Genomic DNA, 17025 nt, shown 5'->3' with positions numbered 1-17025 from the left:
CTGCCCCCCGTCGAGCGCGGTCAGAACCCACAGGCCCGCGTCGCGCACGACGACGGTGTGCTCGACGTGGCAGGCGCGGGACCCGTCGCTGGTCACCACGGTCCAGTCGTCGGCGAGCACGGTGGTCGCGCTCCCGCCGAGCGTGATCATCGGCTCGATGGCCCCGGTGAACCCGGAGACGAGCCGGGGCCCGGTCTCGCCGACCGCGTAGTTCGGGATCTGCGGGTCCAGGTGCATCTTCTCGCCGATGCCGTGGCCGACGTACTCGTCGATGACGCCGTACGTGCGGCTGTCGCGGTGCTGTGCGGCCGCGATGCTCGCCTCGATCGCGTCGCCGATGTCGTAGAGCCGACCACCGACCCGCATGGCGGCGATGCCGTCGTAGAGGCTCGCCTCGGTGGCCGCGAGGAGGTCCAGGTCGGCCGGGCGGGCCGCCGTGAGTCCACCGACTACCACGGAGATGGCCGAGTCGCCGTTCCAGCCGTCGACCTCGGCGCCGCAGTCGATCGAGAGCAGGTCGCCCTCGCGCAGCACGCACGTGCTGCGCGGGATGCCGTGCACCACCTGCTCGTTGACGCTAGTGCACAGCGTGTGGGAATAGCCCGGCACGAGCTGGAAGTTCGGCACGCCCCCGTGGTCGCGGATGAACTCCTCTGCGATCCGGTCGAGCTCGAGCGTGCTCACGCCCGGCCGGACGTGCTCTCGGAGCAGCTCCAGGGTGCGCCCGGTCAACAGTCCGGCCTCGCGCATCAGCAGGACCTGCTCGTCGGTGCGACCGCGCAGCTTGCGCCGTCCGAACATGGGACGGTCCCGCTAGCTCGTCCGGTGCAGCGCGGCGAGGACGCGGTCGGTCACCGCGTCGACCTCGCCCATCCCGTCGACCTGCACGAGCAGCCCGGCATCCGCGTAGTGCTGCGCGAGCGGCGCGGTCTCCTTGCGGTAGATCGCCTGCCGCTCCCGGATGACCTCTTCCGTGTCGTCGGCCCGTCCCTCGATGGCGGCACGGCGCAGCAGCCGGGCCACCACGGCGTCCTCGTCCACCGTCAGCTCGAGCACGGCGTCGAGGCCACGGCCGTGCCGCTCGAGCATCGTGTCGAGGGCCTGCACCTGTCCCGCGGTGCGCGGGTAGCCGTCCAGCAGGAACCCGTCGCCCGCGTCCGGCCAGCCCAGGCGGTCCTCGACGATGTCGTTGGTCACCTCGTCGGGCACGTACCCGCCCGAGGAGAGGATCTGTTCGACCCGCTCCCCCAGTGGGGTCTGTTGCCTGATGTTGGCCCGGAAGATGTCCCCGGTGGAGATGGCCGGGATGCCGAGGCGCTGCGCGATGCGCGCCGCTTGGGTGCCCTTGCCGGCCCCGGGGGGGCCGAGAATGATCAGTCGCATTACCTGAGGAACCCTTCGTAGTGGCGCTGCTCCAGCTGCGCCTCGATCTGCTTGACCGTCTCGAGCCCGACGCCGACGAGGATGATGATCGACGTGCCCCCGAACGGGAAGTTGGCCTGGTTGGCCTCGACCATGACGAAGGCGATCACCGGGATGAGGGAGACGACCGCCAGGTAGATGGCACCGGGCACGGTGATCCGGGTGATCACGTACTGGAGGTACTCGGCCGTGGGCCGCCCGGCCCGGATGCCCGGGATGAAGCCGCCGTACTTCTTCATGTTGTCGGCGACCTCGGTGGGGTTGAACGTGATCGAGACATAGAAGAAGGTGAAGAAGATGATCAGCGCGGTGTAGGTGATCATGTAGACCGGGTGGTCGCCCCGGGCGAAGGTGTTGTTGATCCACTGCGCCCACGCCGGCCCGCCCGACGGGTCCTGCTGGAACTGCGCGACCATCATCGGCAGCGCCAGCAGCGACGAGGCGAAGATGACCGGGATGACGTTGGCCATGTTGACCTTCAGCGGGATGTAGGTCGAGGTGCCGCCGTACATCCGGCGCCCCACCATCCGCTTGGCGTACTGCACCGGGACCCGGCGCATCGACTGCTCGACGTACACGACCGCGGCGAGGATGAACAGGCCCATCAGGCAGATCCCGAGGAAGGTGCCCCAGCCCTTGTTCTCCTTGATCTGCCACAGCGCACCCGGGAAGCCTGCCGCGATGGAGATGAAGATCAGCAGCGACATCCCGTTGCCGACGCCGCGGTCGGTGATCAGCTCGCCGAGCCACATGATCAGGCCGGTGCCCGCCGTCATCGTCAGGACCATGATGACGATGGTGATCATCGACTGGTCGACCAGGATGTTGTCGCAGCCGGGGCCGAAGAGCGCCGACGGGTTGCGGGCGAAGGTGACCAGGGTCGCCGACTGCAGGATCGCCAGGCCGATCGTGAGGTAGCGCGTGTACTGCGTCATCTTCGTCTGGCCGGCCTGCCCCTCCTTCTTCAGCTCCTCGAAGCGAGGGATGACCACCGTGAGCAGCTGCACGATGATGCTCGCGGTGATGTACGGCATGATGCCGAGCGCGAACACCGACAGCTGCAGCATCGCGCCGCCGCTGAAGAGGTTGGCCAGGCTGAGGAAGCTGGCTTGGTCGCTGCCGAGCGCCTGGCTCTGCGCCAGACAGGCCTGCACCAACGGGTAGCTCACCCCCGGGGTGGGCAGGTGCGACCCGAAGCGGAACAACGCGATGATGCCCAGGGTGAACAGCAGCTTCTTGCGCAGGTCCGGGGTACGGAACGCGCGAACGAAAGCGGCAAGCACTGGTCCTCCTGAAGGGCCGCGAGGTGACGCGGCATGGTCATGCAATCCGGTGAAGGGTAACTCAGAAACACCGCCGCCCCGGGCGGCTTCTCGCAGACCGACCTGAAGTCGGACCGCCTGAAGGCACCCGGGGCGGGCGGCGCTGCGCCGAACCGGGGGTCACTCGGAGTCGGTGGTCGAGGTGGCCGAACCGCCGGCGGCCTCGATCTTCTCCTTGGCGGACGCGGAGAACTTCTCGACCCGCACGTCGAGCCGCACCGACACCTCGCCGGTGCCGAGCACCTTGACCGGGTAGCCGTCACGGACGGCCCCCCGTTCGACGAGGTCGGCCACGGTCACCTGGCCGCCCTCCGGGAAGAGCGTCTGGAGGCGGTCCAGGTTGACCACCTGGTACACGGTCCGGAACGGGTTCTTGAAGCCGCGCAGCTTCGGCAGGCGCATGTGGATCGGCATCGACCCGCCCTCGAAGCGGTGCGGGACCTGGTAGCGCGCCTTCGTGCCCTTGGTGCCCCGGCCCGCGGTCTTGCCCTTGGAGCCCTCTCCGCGGCCCACCCGGGTCCGCGCCGTCCGAGCGCCGGGCGCGGGGCGCAGGTGGTGCACCTTGAGCGTGCTGCCCTCGGTCTTGTCGGCCATGTCAGTCAACCTCCTCGACGGTGACCAGGTGGGTCACCGTCCTGACCATCCCACGGATCTCGGGACGGTCCTCCTTGACGACGACGTCGCCAATGTGCTTCAGACCGAGGCTGCGCAGCGTCTCACGCTGGTTCTGCTTGCCACCGATCTCGGAACGGGTCTGGGTCACCTTCAGGCGTGACATCAGGCACCTGCCTTCTCGGCCGCGGCCGACTTCGCGTCCGCGATCCCGGCCGCGCGGGCCCTCAGCATGGCGGCCGGGGCGACCTCCTCGAGCGACTTGCCCCGGCGGGCGGCGACGGACTCGGGACGCTCGAGATCGCGCAGCGCCTGAGCGGTCGCGTGCACGATGTTGATGGCGTTGTCGGACCCGAGCGACTTGGACAGGACGTCGTGGATGCCGGCGCACTCCAGGACCGCACGCACCGGGCCGCCGGCGATGACACCGGTGCCGGGGGCGGCCGGGCGGAGCATGACGACGCCGGCAGCCGCCTCGCCCTGGACGGGGTGCGGGATGGTGCCCTGGATCCGCGGGACGCGGAAGAAGCCCTTCTTGGCCTCCTCGACGCCCTTGGCGATCGCGGCCGGGACCTCCTTGGCCTTGCCGTATCCGATGCCGACGGTGCCGTCGCCGTCGCCCACCACCACCAGGGCGGTGAAGCTGAAGCGCCGACCACCCTTGACGACCTTGGCCACGCGGTTGATCGTCACGACGCGTTCGACGTACTGGTTCTTCTCGGCGTCACGACCGTCGCGGTGGTCACGGCCGCCGCGGCGGTCCTGACGCTCGCCGCGCTCGCTGCGCTCACCTGCGGGGCCCGCGCCTCGACGCTGCTGTCCGGGCATCAGTTGTTCCTCATCTCGACGAAAACGATGTGCTTGGTCGCGCTGTCACTCACAACGACAACCCACCTTGGCGGGCGCCCTCGGCGATCGCGGCGACCCGACCGTGGTACTTGTTGCCGGCTCGGTCGAACACGACGGACTCGATCCCGGCCTCCTTGGCGCGCGCCGCGACCAGCTCGCCGACCTTCCTGGCCCTGGCCGTCTTGTCGCCGTCCATGGCCCGCAGGTCCGGCTCCATCGTGGACGCCGAGGCGACCGTGCGGCCGACGGTGTCGTCGACGACCTGCACGAACATGTGGCGGCTCGAGCGGGACACGACCAGCCGGGGCCGCCCCGCGGTGCCGGTGACCTTCTTGCGGCCGCGCTGCTGGCGACGGATCCGGGCGGCGGCCTTGCTCTTGCCGCGCTTGACGATCATTGCCATGGCTTACTTACCGGCCTTTCCAACCTTGCGACGGATCTGCTCGCCCGCGTAGCGAACACCCTTGCCCTTGTACGGGTCCGGCTTGCGCAGCTTGCGGATGTTGGCGGCGACCTCGCCGACCAGCTGCTTGTCGATGCCCTGCACCGAGAAGCGGGTCGGGGTCTCGACGACGAAGCTGATCCCCTCGGGGGCCTCGACGACCACGGGGTGCGAGTAACCGAGCGAGAACTCGAGGGTTGCTCCCTTGGCCGCGACGCGGTACCCGGTGCCGTAGATCTCCATCTTCTTCACGTAGCCCTCGGTCACGCCCAGGACCATGTTGTTGATCAGCGAGCGGGTCAGGCCGTGCAGCGAGCGGGAGTCCCGCTCGTCGTTGGGGCGCTTGACCTCCAGCGTCCCGTCGGCCTGTTCGACGGTGATCGGCTCGGGGACGGTCAGCGCGAGCTGGCCCTTGGGGCCCTTCACGGTGACGTCCTGGCCGGCGAGGGTGACATCCACCCCCGCCGGGATGGTGACCGGAAGTCGTCCGATTCGCGACATGTCAGCCCCTCCTCACCAGACGTAGGCGAGGACTTCCCCACCCACGCCCTTCTCGTGTGCCTGCCGGTCGGTCAGCAGCCCGCCCGACGTGGAGATGATCGCGACGCCCAGGCCGCCGAGCACCCGCGGCAGGTTGGTCGACTTCGCATAGACGCGCAGGCCGGGCTTGCTGACCCGTCGGACGCCGGCGATGGAGCGCTCGCGGTTGGGGCCGTACTTGAGGTCGATCGTCAGGGTCTGGCCGACCTCGCCCGGCTCGACCTTCCAGCCGGCGATGTAACCCTCCGACTGGAGGATCTCCGCGATGTTCTTCTTCAGCTTCGAGTACGGCATGGAGACCGCGTCGTGGTACGCCGAGTTGGCGTTGCGCACGCGGGTCAGCATGTCCGCAATCGGGTCAGTCATTGTCATGTGGGCTTCTCCGCCCTTCCTCACCGGGGTTTCGGCCGGGCTCGGGCCCGGTCGACCTGCGGTGTCAGAGGTCTGTGATGTGGGTGAGTTGTATTACCAGGAGCTCTTGGTCACGCCCGGCAGCTCGCCGCGGTGGGCCAGCTCGCGCAGGCAGATCCGGCAGAGGCCGAACTTGCGGTAGACCGAGTGGGGCCGGCCGCAGCGCTGGCAGCGGCTGTAGGCGCGCACCTTGAACTTGGGCTTCTTGTTCGCCTTGTTGACCAGGGCGGTCTTGGCCATGTCAGTTCTCCTTGAACGGGAAGCCGAGCGCCTTGAGCAGCGCGCGTCCCTCGTCGTCGTTGGTCGCCGTGGTGACCACGGTGATGTCCATGCCGCGCACGCGGTCGATCTTGTCCTGGTCGATCTCGTGGAACATCGACTGCTCGGTGAGGCCGAAGGTGTAGTTGCCACGGCCGTCGAACTGCTTCGGCGAGAGGCCGCGGAAGTCGCGGATGCGCGGGAGCGCGATCGTCACGAGGCGGTCGAGGAACTCCCACATCCGGTCGCCGCGCAGCGTCGTGTGGGCACCGATCGGCATGCCCTCACGCAGCTTGAACTGGGCGATCGACTTGCGCGCCTTGGTCACGGTCGGCTTCTGCCCGGTGATCGCGGCCAGGTCGCGCACCGCACCCTCGATCAGCTTGCTGTCGCGGGCGGCGTCACCGACCCCCATGTTGACCACGATCTTGACCACGCCCGGGATCTGCATGACGTTGCCGTAGCCGAACTGGCCCCGCAGGGCGGGCTTGATCTCGTCCTGGTAGCGCTGCTTGAGACGCGGCTTCACCGCGAGCACCTCAGTCTGTGTGGTTGACATCTCACAGGTCCTTGTCCGACGCGACGGCGACCCGGACGCGGGAGGCCTTCTGGCGGCCGCCCCGTTCCACGGTCTCGACGCGGGTCTTGATCCGGGTGGGCTTCTTGCTCTCGGGGTCGACGATCATCACGTTGCTGACGTGGATCGGCGCCTCGGTGTGGGTCAGCCCGCCGGTACGCGTGCCACGCGCGGTGGCCCCGGCCTTGACGTGCTTGGTGACCCGGTTGATCCCCTCGACGAGCACCCGGCCCTGTTGCGGGAACACCGCGATGACCTTGCCCTGCTTGCCCCGGTCGCCGCCGTTCTTCTGGCTGCGACCCGAGATGACCTGGACGAGGTCGCCCTTCTTGATCTTCATCGACTTGCTCATGCTCACAGCACCTCCGGAGCGAGCGAGATGATCTTCATGAACTTCTTCTCGCGCAGCTCGCGGCCCACCGGCCCGAAGATGCGGGTCCCGCGGGGGTCCCCGTCACCCTTGAGGATGACCGCGGCGTTCTCGTCGAACTTGATGTACGACCCGTCGGCGCGACGACGCTCCTTGACGGTCCGCACGATGACGGCCTTGACCACGTCGCCCTTCTTGACGTTGCCGCCCGGTATCGCGTCCTTGACCGTGGCGACGATCGTGTCGCCGATGCCGGCATAGCGACGACCCGAGCCGCCGAGCACCCGGATGCACAGCAGCTCCTTGGCACCCGTGTTGTCGGCGACACGCAGTCGCGACTCCTGCTGAATCACTGTCTACTCCTGTCGTCGTGCCGGTTCTCCCGCCGGAAGAACTCGCGCTCTGCGCGACTTCTTTCGGCGGAAGCCTCGCCGAACTGGATGGGCACGTGACCTGCGATCCGGGCTGAACGGCATACGGACGCCGTATGCCGCTCACCTCGCAACGCCAGCCACGCGGGTTGTTGGGGGGTGGTCGGGGGGCAGGCCCGCCAGGGCCGAACCCCCGACTACTTGGCCTTCTCGAGGATCTCGACGAGGCGCCAGCGCTTCGTCGCGGAGATGGGGCGGGTCTCCATGATGAGCACGCGGTCGCCGATGCCGGCCTCGTTGCGCTCGTCGTGGGCCTTGACCTTGCTGCTGCGACGCATGACCTTGCCGTACAGCGCGTGCTTGACGCGGTCCTCGACCTCGACCACGACCGTCTTGTCCATCTTGTCGCTGACCACGTAACCCTGACGGGTCTTGCGGTCGTTGCGCGCCGCGGACGTGGTGCTGCTGGTGCTGCTCGGTGCGTCGGGCGCCGGCGTGGTGTCCTGCTCGCTCATTCCTGGGCCTCCTTCGCCTGCTCGTCGGCGTCTCGCGGCGCCGCCTGCGCGGCGTCGTCAGCCGTCGTGTCCGCGACAGCCGCAGCCTTGCTCTTCTTCGCGGCCCTGCGGGCCCTCCGGCCGGTCTGCTCCGCCGCGGCGGGAGTCGGCTCGGGGGCCGACCCGATGCCGAGCTCGCGCTCGCGCATCTCGGTGTAGATCCGGGCGATGTCCTTCTTGACCGCGCGGAGCCGGCCGTGGTTGTCCAGCTGCCCGGTCGCCGACTGGAACCGGAGGTTGAACAGCTCCTCCTTCGCCTTCTTCAGCTCGTCGGCGAGACGCGTGTCGTCCAGACCACGCAGCTGCTCGGGCATCAGGTCCTTGGTACCGACAGCCATCAGTTGTCACCACCCTCACGCGCCACGAAGCGGCACTTCATCGGGAGCTTGTGCATCGCGAGGCGCAGCGCCTCGCGGGCGACGGGCTCGGAGACGCCGGCGAGCTCGAACATGACCCGGCCCGGCTTGACGTTGGCGATCCACCACTCGGGCGAGCCCTTGCCCGAGCCCATCCGGGTCTCGGCGGGCTTCTTGGTCAGCGGCCGGTCCGGGTAGATGTTGATCCAGACCTTTCCGCCACGCTTGATGTAGCGGGTCATCGCGATACGCGCCGACTCGATCTGTCGGTTGGTCACGTACGCCGGCTCGAGAGCCTGGATGCCGTAGTCGCCGAAGGCGATCTTCGTGCCGCCCTTGGCAGCGCCCGAGCGACCCGGGTGGTGCTGCTTGCGGTGCTTGACTCGACGGGGGATCAACATGGTCAGGCCTGCTCATTCTCGGTGGCGGCCGGGGCCGGGGCCTCGGCGGCGGCCGTGGACTCGGTGGCCACCGGCTCCTGCGGAGCAGCGGCCTCGGTGCGGTCACCACGACGGGCGCGGTTCGGGCGGTCCCCGTCGCGCCGCGGCCCACGCGACGGGCGCGGGGCGGCGGCCTGCTGGGCAGCCAGCTCCTTGGCGGTCAGGTCGCCCTTGTAGATCCACACCTTGACCCCGATGCGGCCGAACGTCGTGCGGGCCTCGTAGAAGCCGTAGTCGATGTTGGCGCGCAGCGTGTGCAGCGGGACCCGGCCCTCGCGGTAGAACTCGGTGCGGCTCATCTCGGCGCCGTTGAGCCGGCCGGAGACCTGCACGCGGATGCCCTTCGCGCCGGCACGCTGGGCGGACTGCATGCCCTTGCGCATCGCCCGGCGGAAGGAGACGCGAGCGGAGAGCTGCTCGGCGATGCCCTGGGCGACGAGCTGGGCGTCGACCTCGGGGTTCTTGACCTCGAGGATGTTCAGCTGGACCTGCTTGCCGGTCAGCTTCTCGAGCTCGCCGCGGATCCGGTCGGCCTCGGCACCGCGACGGCCGATGACGATGCCCGGCCGGGCGGTGTGGATGTCCACCCGCACGCGGTCCCGGGTGCGCTCGATCTCGACCTTGGCGATGCCGGCGCGCTCCATGCCGGTCTCCATGAGCCGGCGGATGGCGACGTCCTCCTTGACGAAGTCGCGGTAGCGCTGCCCGTCCTTGGTGGAGTCGGCGAACCAGCGGCTGCGGTGCTCCGTCGTGATGCCGAGCCGGAATCCGTTCGGGTTGACCTTCTGGCCCATGCTCAGCGGCCTCCCTTCCCGTTGTTCTTGTTGTTCTCGGCGACCACGACCGTGATGTGGCTCGTGCGCTTGTTGATCCGGCCGGCGCGACCCTGGGCCCGCGGCCGGAAGCGCTTCATCGTGGGGCCCTCGTCGACGAACGCCTCGGCGATGACCAGGTTGCGCTCGTCGAACGCGACCGACTCGCGGTCGGCCCGGACACGGGCGTTGGCGATGGCGCTCTCGACCACCTTGCGGACCGGTTCGGACGCCGCCTGCGGCGCGAACGTCAGGACCGTGATTGCCTCCGTCGCCCGCTTGCCGCGGATCAGGTCGACGACCCGGCGGGCCTTCATCGGCGAGACGCGGACGTGGCGTGCCAAGGCCCTGGCCTGCATGACTTCTTCCCTGGAGGTGCTGGCGGCCATCAGCGCCGACGTCCCTTCTTGTCGTCCTTGACGTGACCCCGGAAGGTCCGGGTCGGGGCGAACTCGCCCAGCTTGTGGCCGACCATCGACTCGGTGACGAACACCGGCACGTGCTTGCGTCCGTCGTGGACGGCGAAGGTGTGGCCGAGCATGTCCGGGCTGATGACCGAACGGCGCGACCAGGTCTTGATGACGTTCTTCGTGCCCGCTTCGTTCTGGGCGTCCACCTTCTTCTGCAGGTGGTCGTCGATGAAGGGGCCCTTCTTCAGGCTACGAGGCATGTGCGGCTCCTATCAGCGCTTCTTGCCGGTCCGACGGCGACGCACGATGAGCTTGTCGCTTTCCTTGTGTCCCTTGCGGGTCCGGCCCTCCGGCTGGCCCCACGGGCTGACCGGGTGACGACCACCCGAGGTGCGGCCCTCACCACCACCGTGCGGGTGGTCGACCGGGTTCATGACGACCCCGCGGACGGTCGGGCGCTTGCCCTTCCACCGCATCCGACCGGCCTTGCCCCAGTTGATGTTGCTCTGCTCGGCATTGCCTACCTCGCCCACCGTGGCGCGGCAGCGAGCGTCGACGTTGCGGATCTCACCGGACGGCATGCGCAGCTGGGCGTAGGGCCCGTCCTTGGCGACGAGCTGGACCCGGGCGCCGGCGGAACGGGCGATCTTGGCGCCGCCGCCCGGCTTGAGCTCGATCGCGTGGATGACCGTCCCGACCGGGATGTTGCGCATCGGCAGCGAGTTGCCCGGCTTGATGTCGGCCGACGGGCCGTTCTCGATCGGGTCGCCCTGCTTGAGCCGGTTGGGCGCGAGGATGTAGCGCTTCTCGCCGTCCGCGTACTGGACCAGGGCGATGCGCGCCGTGCGGTTCGGGTCGTACTCGATGTGCGCGACCTTGGCCGGCACGCCGTCCTTGTCGTGGCGACGGAAGTCGATGACCCGGTAGGCCCGCTTGTGTCCACCCCCGATGTGCCGGGTGGTGATCCGGCCGGCGTTGTTGCGCCCACCGGTCTTGGTCAGCGGTCGGACGAGCGACTTCTCCGGCGTGGTGCGCGTGATCTCCACGAAGTCGGCGACCGACGCGCCACGACGGCCCGGCGTGGTCGGCTTGTACTTACGGATTCCCATGATGTTCTGGCCTCAGCTCTCTCGTGGCTCTCAGGCGCCGGCCCCGAAGATGTCGATCGAGCCCTCGCGGAGGGAGACGATCGCGCGCTTGGTGTCCTTGCGCTTGCCGATACCGAACCGGGTGCGGCGGGCCTTGCCCTGACGGTTCATGGTGTGGACCTTGTCGACCTTGACGCCGAAGATCTGCTCGATGGCGATCTTGATCTCGGTCTTGTTCGCCCGGCGGTCGACGACGAACGTGTACTTGCCCTGGTCGAGCAGCCCGTAGGACTTCTCCGAGACGACCGGGGCGATGAGGATGTCGCGGGGGTTCTTCTCGTGGATGCTCACTTCGATTCCTCCTCGCCCGCGGGGGCGCTCGGGGCCTTGGCCGCGGACCTGGCGTCGGCCCGGACCGGTCCCGCGACGAACGCGTCGAGGGCGGCCCGGGTGAACACGACGTCGTCGGCGCAGAGCACGTCGTAGGTGTTGAGCTGGTCGGCGACGAGGACGTGGACACCGGGCAGGTTGCGGACCGACTTGAACGCCACCTCGTCGCCGCGCGCGAGCACGACCAACAGGTTGCGGCGTTCGGTCAGCCCGGCCAGCAGCGTCCTGGCCTGCTTCGTCGAGGGCGTGTCGTCCGTCACGATCGCGTCGACGACGTGGATGCGGCCGTAGCGGGCCCGGTCGGACAGGGCCCCGCGCAGCGCGGCGGTCTTCATCTTCTTCGGGGTGCGCTGCGAGTAGTCGCGCGGCACCGCGCCGTGGACGACGCCGCCGCCGGCGAACTGCGGCGCGCGGACGGAGCCCTGCCGGGCCCGGCCGGTCCCCTTCTGGCGGTACGGCTTACGGCCACCGCCACGGACCTCGCCACGGGTCTTCGTCGAGTGGGTACCCGAGCGGGCGGCGGCGAGCTGGGCCACCACGACCTGGTGGATCAGCGGGACGTTGGTCTGCACGTCGAAGATCTCGGCGGGAAGGTCGGTCGTCATGGTCAGGCCCCCTTCGCGGCCGTACGGATCAGGACGATGCCGCCGCGCGGGCCGGGGACGGCGCCCTTGATCAGCAGCAGCCCCTTCTCGGCGTCGACGGCGTGGATCTGCAGGTTCTGGGTCGTCTGGCGCACGCCGCCCATCCGGCCCGCCATGCGCATCCCCTTGAAGACCCGGCCGGGCGTCGCGCAGCCGCCGATCGAGCCGGGCTTGCGGTGGTTGCGGTGCGCGCCGTGCGAGGAGGAGACGCCGGCGAAGCCATGGCGCTTCATCACCCCTGCGAAGCCCTTGCCCTTGGTAGTGCCGGTCGCGTCGACCCGCTGACCGGCCTCGAACACCGCCGCGGTGATCTCCTGGCCGAGCTGGTACTCGCCGGCGTCGGCGGTGCGCAGCTCGACCAGGTGGCGCCGCGGCGTGACCCCGGCCCGCTCGAAGTGGCCGGTCATCGGCTTGTTGACCTTGCGGGGGTCGATGGCCCCGAAGGCGATCTGCACGGCGGAGTAGCCGTCGGTCTCGGCGGCACGCACCTGCGTCACGACGCAGGGGCCGGCCTTGACGACGGTCACGGGGACGAGCCGGTTGTCGGCGTCCCACACCTGGGTCATGCCGAGCTTCTCGCCGAGCACGCCCTTGACGGTCTTGTCGGTGTTGGCAGTCACTGTGGTCACCCCGAGCTCAGAGCTTGATCTCGATGTTGACGTCCGCCGGCAGGTCGAGGCGCATCAGCGAGTCGACGGCCTTGGGCGTCGGGTCGATGATGTCGATGAGGCGCTTGTGGGTGCGCATCTCGAAGTGCTCGCGGCTGTCCTTGTACTTGTGTGGTGACCGGATGACGACGAAGACGTTCTTCTCCGTCGGCAGTGGCACCGGCCCGACCACGGTCGCCCCCGCACGGGTCACCGTGTCGACGATCTTGCGCGCCGAGTTGTCGATGACCTCGTGGTCATACGACTTCAAGCGGATGCGGATCTTCTGTCCCGCCATCTGAAGTTACGTCTCTCTCTCGCCGTGCTGTCCGACCGGTTCCCTTGGCCATCCGACCCCCGAGGTCGGGCGTGTCGCGCCCGCTTCGTAATGAGACACGCGGATTCCGCAGCGCGTCTCGGTGTGGATGGCCCGGCCGAACCGGGTTGGCCTGCGCTTCCCTTGGGCCTCCACGTGGAGTCCGGGCGAGTCCCCGTCAGGAGGCTCTACAAGGGGCGGCGCCACCGACATGGGTCAGCGACGCGCGTCAAGCAACCTGACTAGTGTGCCAGTTGCCCGAGACACGATCAAATCCGGGTCCGCCCTCCCCAACCCCAACCCCTATCGACAGTGCAGCAATCCTGATCACCGACCAGGGGTCGTCACCCACAACGAGCCGACCCAGCGTCCGTGGCGCTCGAACCAAGCAGCGCCCGCTCGATCCGCAGTCGTGCACGCTCGATCCGGAGTCGTGCACCGTCGACCCGAAATGATGCACTGTCGATCGGGAGTCGTGCACTGTCGACCCGCAATGATGCACTGTCGATCGGGAACCGTGCACTGTCGATGAGAGGCGGGGGGAGGGCGCACTCAGCCGGCGGGGGCCAGGAAGGCGGCGAGCGCCCCGGCGTACCCGGCCGGGTCCTGCGCGCCGCACAGCTCGCGGGCGCTGTGCATCGAGAGCATCGGCGCGCCGAAGTCGACCGTCGTCGCTCCGGTCAGGGCCGCGGTCATCGGACCCACCGTCGAACCGCACGGCAGGTCACTGCGCACTACGAAGGTCTGCATCGGCACCCCGGCCTGCTCACAGGCCAGCCGGAAGGCCGCCTCGCCCCGTGAGTCGGTCGCGTAGCGCAGGTTGGTGTTGATCTTGAGCACCGGTCCGCCGTTCATGGCGATCTGGTGTTCCGGCTCGTGCCGGTCGACGTAGTTCGGGTGCGTCGCGTGGGCCATGTCGCCGGAGGCGATGACGGTGGCGGCCAGCGCCCGCCAGTAGTCGTCCCGGCTGCCGCCCCCGGCCAGCACGAGCCGTTCGAGGACCGACGGCAGCACCGTCGACATGGCGCCCCGCTCGGACATGCTGCCGACCTCCTCGTGGTCGAACAGGACGACGACCGGCACCTGCCGGCCGGCCCGGCCGGCCACGTCGAGCAGGGCGCGCACGGCGGCATACGTCGTGGCCAGGTTGTCCAGGCGCGGCGCCGCGACCAGCTCGCCGTGCCGGCCGAGCCGGGCCGAAGGCTCGGTCGGGTAGGTCATGACGTCCCAGCCGAGGACGTCCGCCGGCTCGGCGCCGACCTGTTCCCCCACGTAGGCGCGGAAGTCCGCGGGGGCCGGGCCGAGGCCCCACACCGGCTCCAGGTGCAGCTGCCGGTTCAGCTCGAGCCGGTCGTTGACGCTGCGGTCGAGATGGATGGCCAGCTGCGGCACGCGCAGCAGCGAGCGCGGGTCGTGGAAGAGCCGGCTCTGCGGCCCGGCGGCCGTGCGCACCGCGACTCGCCCGGCGAGCCCGAGGTCGCGGTCGAGCCACGAGTTGAGCAGCAACCCGCCGTACGGCTCGACCCCGAGCAGCTGCCAGCCGGCCCGGGTGTGGTCCGGTCGCGGCTTGATCCGCAGGTTGGGGCTGTCGGTGTGCGCCCCGACCACCCGGAACCCCGCGGCGAGGCCGGCGCCGGCGGCGTCCGCCCCACTGTTGTCCCAGGCCACGAGCGAGCCGCCGCGCACGAGGAAGTACGCCCCGGGCCGGGTGGGGAAGGGGTCGGTCTCGGCGACCGGCGTGAAGCCCGCCTGTCGCAGCCGCGCCGCCACCTGCTCGCACGCGTGGAACGGCGTCGGGGAGGCGTCGACGAACTCGACGAGCCCCTGCGCCTCGGTCTCGATGTCGAAGGAGTGGACCACGAGGACCGACCTTACCGGTGGCCGCGAGCCACTTCCCGACGCACGAGCTGTTCGGTATGCCGCTCACCGCGGAGGTTCGGTGACTGGCCGTCGCGCGGGGTAGCAGGATGAGGGCATGGGCAAGCCACTGCGCGTCGGCGTCCAGCTACCCGAGGTCGAGCGCCGGGTCGAGTGGCCCGAGCTGCTGGCCATGGCACGAGCCGCCGAGGACGTCGGGCTCGACTCGGTCTGGCTCGGCGACCACCTGCTCTACGACCTGCCGGGTGGCGTGGCCCGGGGTCCGTGGGAGGTGTGGACCTCCCTGGCCGCGATCGCCGCCGTGACCTCACGGGTCGAGCTCGGACCGTTGGTCGCGTCGACGAGCTTCCACGCCCCGGCGATGCTCGCGAAGCTGGCCGCGACGGTCGACGGCATCTCCGGTGGACGGCTGGTCCTCGGCCTCGGCGCCGGTTGGAACGAGCGTGAGTACGCCGCCTACGGCTTCCCCTTCGACCGGAGGACCTCGAGGTTCGAGGAGGCGTTCACAATCATCAGGACGCTGCTGCGCACCGGCCGGATCGACCACCACGGCAGGTTCTACGACGCCGCCGAGTGCATCCTCGACCCGGGCCCGACCCGGCCGGGCGGCCCCCCGCTCATGCTCGGCTCGACCGGGCCGCGGATGATGCGCATCGGCCTGCCGCACGTCGATCTCTGGAACACCTGGTGGAGCGACTACGCCAACTCCCCCACCGAGTTCGCCCGGCTCAAGGAGCGGGTCGATGCTGCGGCGGTCGCCTCGGGACGCCGTCCCGGCGAGGTGGGGGCGACCGCCGCCGTCTACGTGCGGCTGGCCGGCGGTCGCGGGCGGGTGATGGGTGACTCCCACCATGCGGCGACGGTGGAACCGGTTGCGGGTGATCCCGGCGCGATCGCCGAGCACCTGCACGCCATGGCCGAGGCCGGAGCGGTCCACGTGCAGCTCGTCCTCGACCCGATCACCGTCGCCACCATCACCGTCGCGGGCCGGGCGTCGTCGATCCTGCAGCCCTGAGCACGCAGGAGGGCCCGGACCGCCGAAGCGGTCCGGGCCCTCCGGAGCCGGCGTCAGATCACTTGAGGATCTTGGTGACGCGACCGGCACCGACGGTGCGGCCACCCTCGCGGATGGCGAACTTCAGGCCCTCCTCCATGGCGATCGGCTGGATCAGCTCGACCTTCATGTCGGTGTTGTCGCCGGGCATGACCATCTCGGTGCCCTCGGGCAGGTGGACGACGCCCGTGACGTCGGTGGTGCGGAAGTAGAACTGCGGACGGTAGTTGTCGTAGAACGGCGTGTGCCGGCCGCCCTCGTCCTTGGACAGGATGTAGACCTGACCCTCGAACTCCGTGTGCGGGGTGATCGAGCCGGGCTTGACGACGACCTGGCCGCGCTCGACGTCCTCACGCTTGGTGCCGCGCAGCAGCAGGCCGACGTTCTCGCCCGCGCGACCCTCGTCGAGCAGCTTGCGGAACATCTCGACGCCGGTGACGGTGGTCTTGGCCGGCGGGCCGGTGTGGATGCCGACGATCTCGACCTCCTCGTTGACCTTGAGGACACCGCGCTCGATGCGGCCGGTCACGACGGTGCCACGACCGGTGATCGTGAAGACGTCCTCGACCGGCATGAGGAAGGGCTTGTCGATGTCGCGCTCGGGCTCGGGGATGTACTCGTCGACGGCGTCCATCAGCTCGAGGACCGTCTTGCCCCACTCGGGGTCGCCCTCGAGCGCCTTGAGCGCCGAGACCTTGACGACCGGGACGTCGTCGCCGGGGAACTCGTAGGTCGACAGGAGCTCGCGGACCTCCATCTCGACGAGCTCCATGATCTCCTCGTCGTCGACCATGTCGGCCTTGTTGAGGGCCACGACGATGTAGGGGACGCCGACCTGACGGGCGAGCAGGACGTGCTCCTTGGTCTGCGGCATCGGGCCGTCGGTGGCCGCCACCACGAGGATCGCCCCGTCCATCTGGGCGGCACCGGTGATCATGTTCTTGACGTAGTCGGCGTGACCCGGGCAGTCGACGTGAGCGTAGTGGCGCTTCTCCGTCTGGTACTCGATGTGCGCGATCGAGATGGTGATACCGCGCTGGCGCTCCTCGGGAGCCTTGTCGATGTCCTCGAACGCGAACTGCGGGTTCAGCTCGGGGTACTTGTCGTGCAGGACCTTGGAGATCGCAGCCGTCAGCGTCGTCTTGCCGTGGTCGATGTGACCGATCGTGCCGATGTTGACGTGCGGCTTGGTCCGCTCGAACTTTGCCTTCGCCACTGTGGTGTCCTCCTAGGACTGTGTTCTGACGCCGTACGACCAGGGC

General features: G+C 69.3%; 27 protein-coding genes. 1 reads left to right on the top strand and 26 read right to left on the bottom strand.

The window, feature by feature from the left end; genetic code table 11:
* The 25 genes from map to WMI84_RS04470 all read right to left on the bottom strand — a co-directional run.
* Nucleotides 1-801, bottom strand: an 801-nt coding sequence (map, locus tag WMI84_RS04590) for a type I methionyl aminopeptidase (protein ID WP_347350827.1), incomplete at its 3' end; no start/stop codon positions are given.
* A 12-nt stretch (nucleotides 802-813) separates the two neighbouring features.
* Entirely contained in the window at nucleotides 814-1383 is a 570-nt protein-coding gene (locus WMI84_RS04585) for an adenylate kinase (RefSeq protein ID WP_347350826.1), read from the bottom strand.
* Nucleotides 1383-2705: a preprotein translocase subunit SecY gene (gene secY, locus WMI84_RS04580; protein WP_347350825.1), complete on the bottom strand. Its 1323-nt coding sequence runs from the start codon at nucleotides 2703-2705 to the stop codon at nucleotides 1383-1385. The genes WMI84_RS04585 and secY overlap by 1 nt, the downstream gene beginning before the upstream one ends.
* A 159-nt stretch (nucleotides 2706-2864) precedes the next feature.
* A complete protein-coding gene (rplO, locus tag WMI84_RS04575) occupies nucleotides 2865-3338 on the bottom strand; it encodes a 50S ribosomal protein L15 (protein WP_347350824.1) in 474 nt (157 codons plus the stop codon).
* Nucleotide 3339: 1 nt separating this feature from the next.
* Complete coding sequence (gene rpmD / locus WMI84_RS04570) at nucleotides 3340-3522, bottom strand: 50S ribosomal protein L30 (RefSeq protein ID WP_347350823.1); 183 nt, start codon at nucleotides 3520-3522, stop codon at nucleotides 3340-3342.
* The gene (gene rpsE / locus WMI84_RS04565; protein WP_347350822.1) at nucleotides 3522-4184 is read right to left on the bottom strand and encodes a 30S ribosomal protein S5; all 663 of its coding nucleotides are present in this window, start codon (nucleotides 4182-4184) and stop codon (nucleotides 3522-3524) included. Before rpsE ends, rpmD begins: the two co-directional genes overlap by 1 nt.
* A gap of 49 nt (nucleotides 4185-4233) precedes the next feature.
* Nucleotides 4234-4608, bottom strand: coding sequence for a 50S ribosomal protein L18 (rplR, locus tag WMI84_RS04560; RefSeq protein WP_347350821.1), 375 nt, complete (start codon nucleotides 4606-4608; stop codon nucleotides 4234-4236).
* Nucleotides 4609-4611: 3 nt separating this feature from the next.
* The gene (gene rplF / locus WMI84_RS04555; RefSeq protein WP_347350820.1) at nucleotides 4612-5148 is read right to left on the bottom strand and encodes a 50S ribosomal protein L6; all 537 of its coding nucleotides are present in this window, start codon (nucleotides 5146-5148) and stop codon (nucleotides 4612-4614) included.
* A gap of 12 nt (nucleotides 5149-5160) precedes the next feature.
* On the bottom strand, nucleotides 5161-5559 hold the full coding sequence (gene rpsH / locus WMI84_RS04550) for a 30S ribosomal protein S8 (RefSeq protein WP_347350819.1): 399 nt from the start codon (nucleotides 5557-5559) through the stop codon (nucleotides 5161-5163).
* A gap of 93 nt (nucleotides 5560-5652) precedes the next feature.
* On the bottom strand, nucleotides 5653-5838 hold the full coding sequence (locus tag WMI84_RS04545) for a type Z 30S ribosomal protein S14 (protein ID WP_034715243.1): 186 nt from the start codon (nucleotides 5836-5838) through the stop codon (nucleotides 5653-5655).
* Between the two features lies 1 nt (nucleotide 5839).
* Complete coding sequence (gene rplE / locus WMI84_RS04540; RefSeq protein ID WP_347350818.1) at nucleotides 5840-6415, bottom strand: 50S ribosomal protein L5; 576 nt, start codon at nucleotides 6413-6415, stop codon at nucleotides 5840-5842.
* Between the two features lies 1 nt (nucleotide 6416).
* A complete protein-coding gene (rplX, locus tag WMI84_RS04535) occupies nucleotides 6417-6785 on the bottom strand; it encodes a 50S ribosomal protein L24 (RefSeq protein ID WP_347350817.1) in 369 nt (122 codons plus the stop codon).
* Between the two features lie 2 nt (nucleotides 6786-6787).
* Nucleotides 6788-7156, bottom strand: coding sequence for a 50S ribosomal protein L14 (gene rplN / locus WMI84_RS04530; protein ID WP_034715247.1), 369 nt, complete (start codon nucleotides 7154-7156; stop codon nucleotides 6788-6790).
* Between the two features lie 215 nt (nucleotides 7157-7371).
* The gene (gene rpsQ, locus WMI84_RS04525) at nucleotides 7372-7689 is read right to left on the bottom strand and encodes a 30S ribosomal protein S17 (RefSeq protein WP_347350816.1); all 318 of its coding nucleotides are present in this window, start codon (nucleotides 7687-7689) and stop codon (nucleotides 7372-7374) included.
* On the bottom strand, nucleotides 7686-8066 hold the full coding sequence (gene rpmC / locus WMI84_RS04520; protein WP_347350815.1) for a 50S ribosomal protein L29: 381 nt from the start codon (nucleotides 8064-8066) through the stop codon (nucleotides 7686-7688). The genes rpsQ and rpmC overlap by 4 nt, the downstream gene beginning before the upstream one ends.
* A complete protein-coding gene (rplP, locus tag WMI84_RS04515) occupies nucleotides 8066-8485 on the bottom strand; it encodes a 50S ribosomal protein L16 (protein ID WP_347350814.1) in 420 nt (139 codons plus the stop codon). The genes rpmC and rplP overlap by 1 nt, the downstream gene beginning before the upstream one ends.
* A gap of 2 nt (nucleotides 8486-8487) precedes the next feature.
* A complete protein-coding gene (gene rpsC, locus WMI84_RS04510) occupies nucleotides 8488-9318 on the bottom strand; it encodes a 30S ribosomal protein S3 (protein ID WP_347350813.1) in 831 nt (276 codons plus the stop codon).
* Nucleotides 9319-9320: 2 nt separating this feature from the next.
* Entirely contained in the window at nucleotides 9321-9695 is a 375-nt protein-coding gene (gene rplV, locus WMI84_RS04505) for a 50S ribosomal protein L22 (protein ID WP_347350830.1), read from the bottom strand.
* A 29-nt stretch (nucleotides 9696-9724) separates the two neighbouring features.
* Nucleotides 9725-10006 carry a 30S ribosomal protein S19 gene (gene rpsS / locus WMI84_RS04500; RefSeq protein WP_325003600.1) on the bottom strand — a complete coding sequence of 94 codons (282 nt, stop codon included), beginning with the start codon at nucleotides 10004-10006 and terminating at the stop codon, nucleotides 9725-9727.
* Between the two features lie 12 nt (nucleotides 10007-10018).
* On the bottom strand, nucleotides 10019-10855 hold the full coding sequence (rplB, locus tag WMI84_RS04495; RefSeq protein WP_347350812.1) for a 50S ribosomal protein L2: 837 nt from the start codon (nucleotides 10853-10855) through the stop codon (nucleotides 10019-10021).
* 30 nt (nucleotides 10856-10885) lie between these two features.
* Nucleotides 10886-11185, bottom strand: a complete 300-nt coding sequence (rplW, locus tag WMI84_RS04490) for a 50S ribosomal protein L23 (protein ID WP_347350811.1) — start codon at nucleotides 11183-11185, stop codon at nucleotides 10886-10888.
* Nucleotides 11182-11829 (bottom strand): 50S ribosomal protein L4, encoded by a 648-nt coding sequence (gene rplD / locus WMI84_RS04485; protein ID WP_347350810.1) that lies wholly within the window; start codon nucleotides 11827-11829, stop codon nucleotides 11182-11184. The genes rplW and rplD overlap by 4 nt, the downstream gene beginning before the upstream one ends.
* Nucleotides 11830-11831: 2 nt before the next feature.
* A complete protein-coding gene (rplC, locus tag WMI84_RS04480) occupies nucleotides 11832-12434 on the bottom strand; it encodes a 50S ribosomal protein L3 (protein ID WP_347350829.1) in 603 nt (200 codons plus the stop codon).
* Between the two features lie 70 nt (nucleotides 12435-12504).
* Complete coding sequence (gene rpsJ, locus WMI84_RS04475; protein WP_009775966.1) at nucleotides 12505-12813, bottom strand: 30S ribosomal protein S10; 309 nt, start codon at nucleotides 12811-12813, stop codon at nucleotides 12505-12507.
* 570 nt (nucleotides 12814-13383) lie between these two features.
* The gene (locus WMI84_RS04470) at nucleotides 13384-14691 is read right to left on the bottom strand and encodes a M18 family aminopeptidase (protein WP_347350809.1); all 1308 of its coding nucleotides are present in this window, start codon (nucleotides 14689-14691) and stop codon (nucleotides 13384-13386) included.
* Between the two features lie 115 nt (nucleotides 14692-14806).
* Here WMI84_RS04470 and WMI84_RS04465 point away from each other — a divergent pair, with 115 nt between their 5' ends.
* Nucleotides 14807-15724, top strand: coding sequence for an LLM class flavin-dependent oxidoreductase (locus WMI84_RS04465; protein ID WP_347350808.1), 918 nt, complete (start codon nucleotides 14807-14809; stop codon nucleotides 15722-15724).
* Between the two features lie 58 nt (nucleotides 15725-15782).
* On the opposite strand, the gene tuf is transcribed toward WMI84_RS04465, so the two are convergent.
* Nucleotides 15783-16979 carry an elongation factor Tu gene (tuf, locus tag WMI84_RS04460; protein WP_347350807.1) on the bottom strand — a complete coding sequence of 399 codons (1197 nt, stop codon included), beginning with the start codon at nucleotides 16977-16979 and terminating at the stop codon, nucleotides 15783-15785.
* Nucleotides 16980-17025: the final 46 nt, after the last annotated feature.

The organism is Intrasporangium sp., assembly GCF_039812505.1.
GTDB lineage: Bacteria > Actinomycetota > Actinomycetes > Actinomycetales > Dermatophilaceae > Intrasporangium_A.
This window is presented reverse-complemented; position numbering and strand designations above follow the sequence as displayed.

Coding starts and splice junctions, on each gene's coding strand:
- WMI84_RS04585 (WP_347350826.1), bottom strand. CDS start 1,383: ATGCGACTGATCATTCTCGGCCCCCCCGGGGCCGGCAAGGGCACCCAA.
- rplO (WP_347350824.1), bottom strand. CDS start 3,338: ATGGCCGACAAGACCGAGGGCAGCACGCTCAAGGTGCACCACCTGCGC.
- rpmD (WP_347350823.1), bottom strand. CDS start 3,522: ATGTCACGCCTGAAGGTGACCCAGACCCGTTCCGAGATCGGTGGCAAG.
- rpsE (WP_347350822.1), bottom strand. CDS start 4,184: ATGCCCGGACAGCAGCGTCGAGGCGCGGGCCCCGCAGGTGAGCGCAGC.
- rplR (WP_347350821.1), bottom strand. CDS start 4,608: ATGGCAATGATCGTCAAGCGCGGCAAGAGCAAGGCCGCCGCCCGGATC.
- rplF (WP_347350820.1), bottom strand. CDS start 5,148: ATGTCGCGAATCGGACGACTTCCGGTCACCATCCCGGCGGGGGTGGAT.
- rpsH (WP_347350819.1), bottom strand. CDS start 5,559: ATGACAATGACTGACCCGATTGCGGACATGCTGACCCGCGTGCGCAAC.
- WMI84_RS04545 (WP_034715243.1), bottom strand. CDS start 5,838: ATGGCCAAGACCGCCCTGGTCAACAAGGCGAACAAGAAGCCCAAGTTC.
- rplE (WP_347350818.1), bottom strand. CDS start 6,415: ATGTCAACCACACAGACTGAGGTGCTCGCGGTGAAGCCGCGTCTCAAG.
- rplX (WP_347350817.1), bottom strand. CDS start 6,785: ATGAGCAAGTCGATGAAGATCAAGAAGGGCGACCTCGTCCAGGTCATC.
- rpsQ (WP_347350816.1), bottom strand. CDS start 7,689: ATGAGCGAGCAGGACACCACGCCGGCGCCCGACGCACCGAGCAGCACC.
- rpmC (WP_347350815.1), bottom strand. CDS start 8,066: ATGGCTGTCGGTACCAAGGACCTGATGCCCGAGCAGCTGCGTGGTCTG.
- rplP (WP_347350814.1), bottom strand. CDS start 8,485: ATGTTGATCCCCCGTCGAGTCAAGCACCGCAAGCAGCACCACCCGGGT.
- rpsC (WP_347350813.1), bottom strand. CDS start 9,318: ATGGGCCAGAAGGTCAACCCGAACGGATTCCGGCTCGGCATCACGACG.
- rplV (WP_347350830.1), bottom strand. CDS start 9,695: ATGCAGGCCAGGGCCTTGGCACGCCACGTCCGCGTCTCGCCGATGAAG.
- rpsS (WP_325003600.1), bottom strand. CDS start 10,006: ATGCCTCGTAGCCTGAAGAAGGGCCCCTTCATCGACGACCACCTGCAG.
- rplB (WP_347350812.1), bottom strand. CDS start 10,855: ATGGGAATCCGTAAGTACAAGCCGACCACGCCGGGCCGTCGTGGCGCG.
- rplD (WP_347350810.1), bottom strand. CDS start 11,829: ATGACGACCGACCTTCCCGCCGAGATCTTCGACGTGCAGACCAACGTC.
- rplC (WP_347350829.1), bottom strand. CDS start 12,434: ATGACCCAGGTGTGGGACGCCGACAACCGGCTCGTCCCCGTGACCGTC.
- rpsJ (WP_009775966.1), bottom strand. CDS start 12,813: ATGGCGGGACAGAAGATCCGCATCCGCTTGAAGTCGTATGACCACGAG.
- WMI84_RS04465 (WP_347350808.1), top strand. CDS start 14,807: ATGGGCAAGCCACTGCGCGTCGGCGTCCAGCTACCCGAGGTCGAGCGC.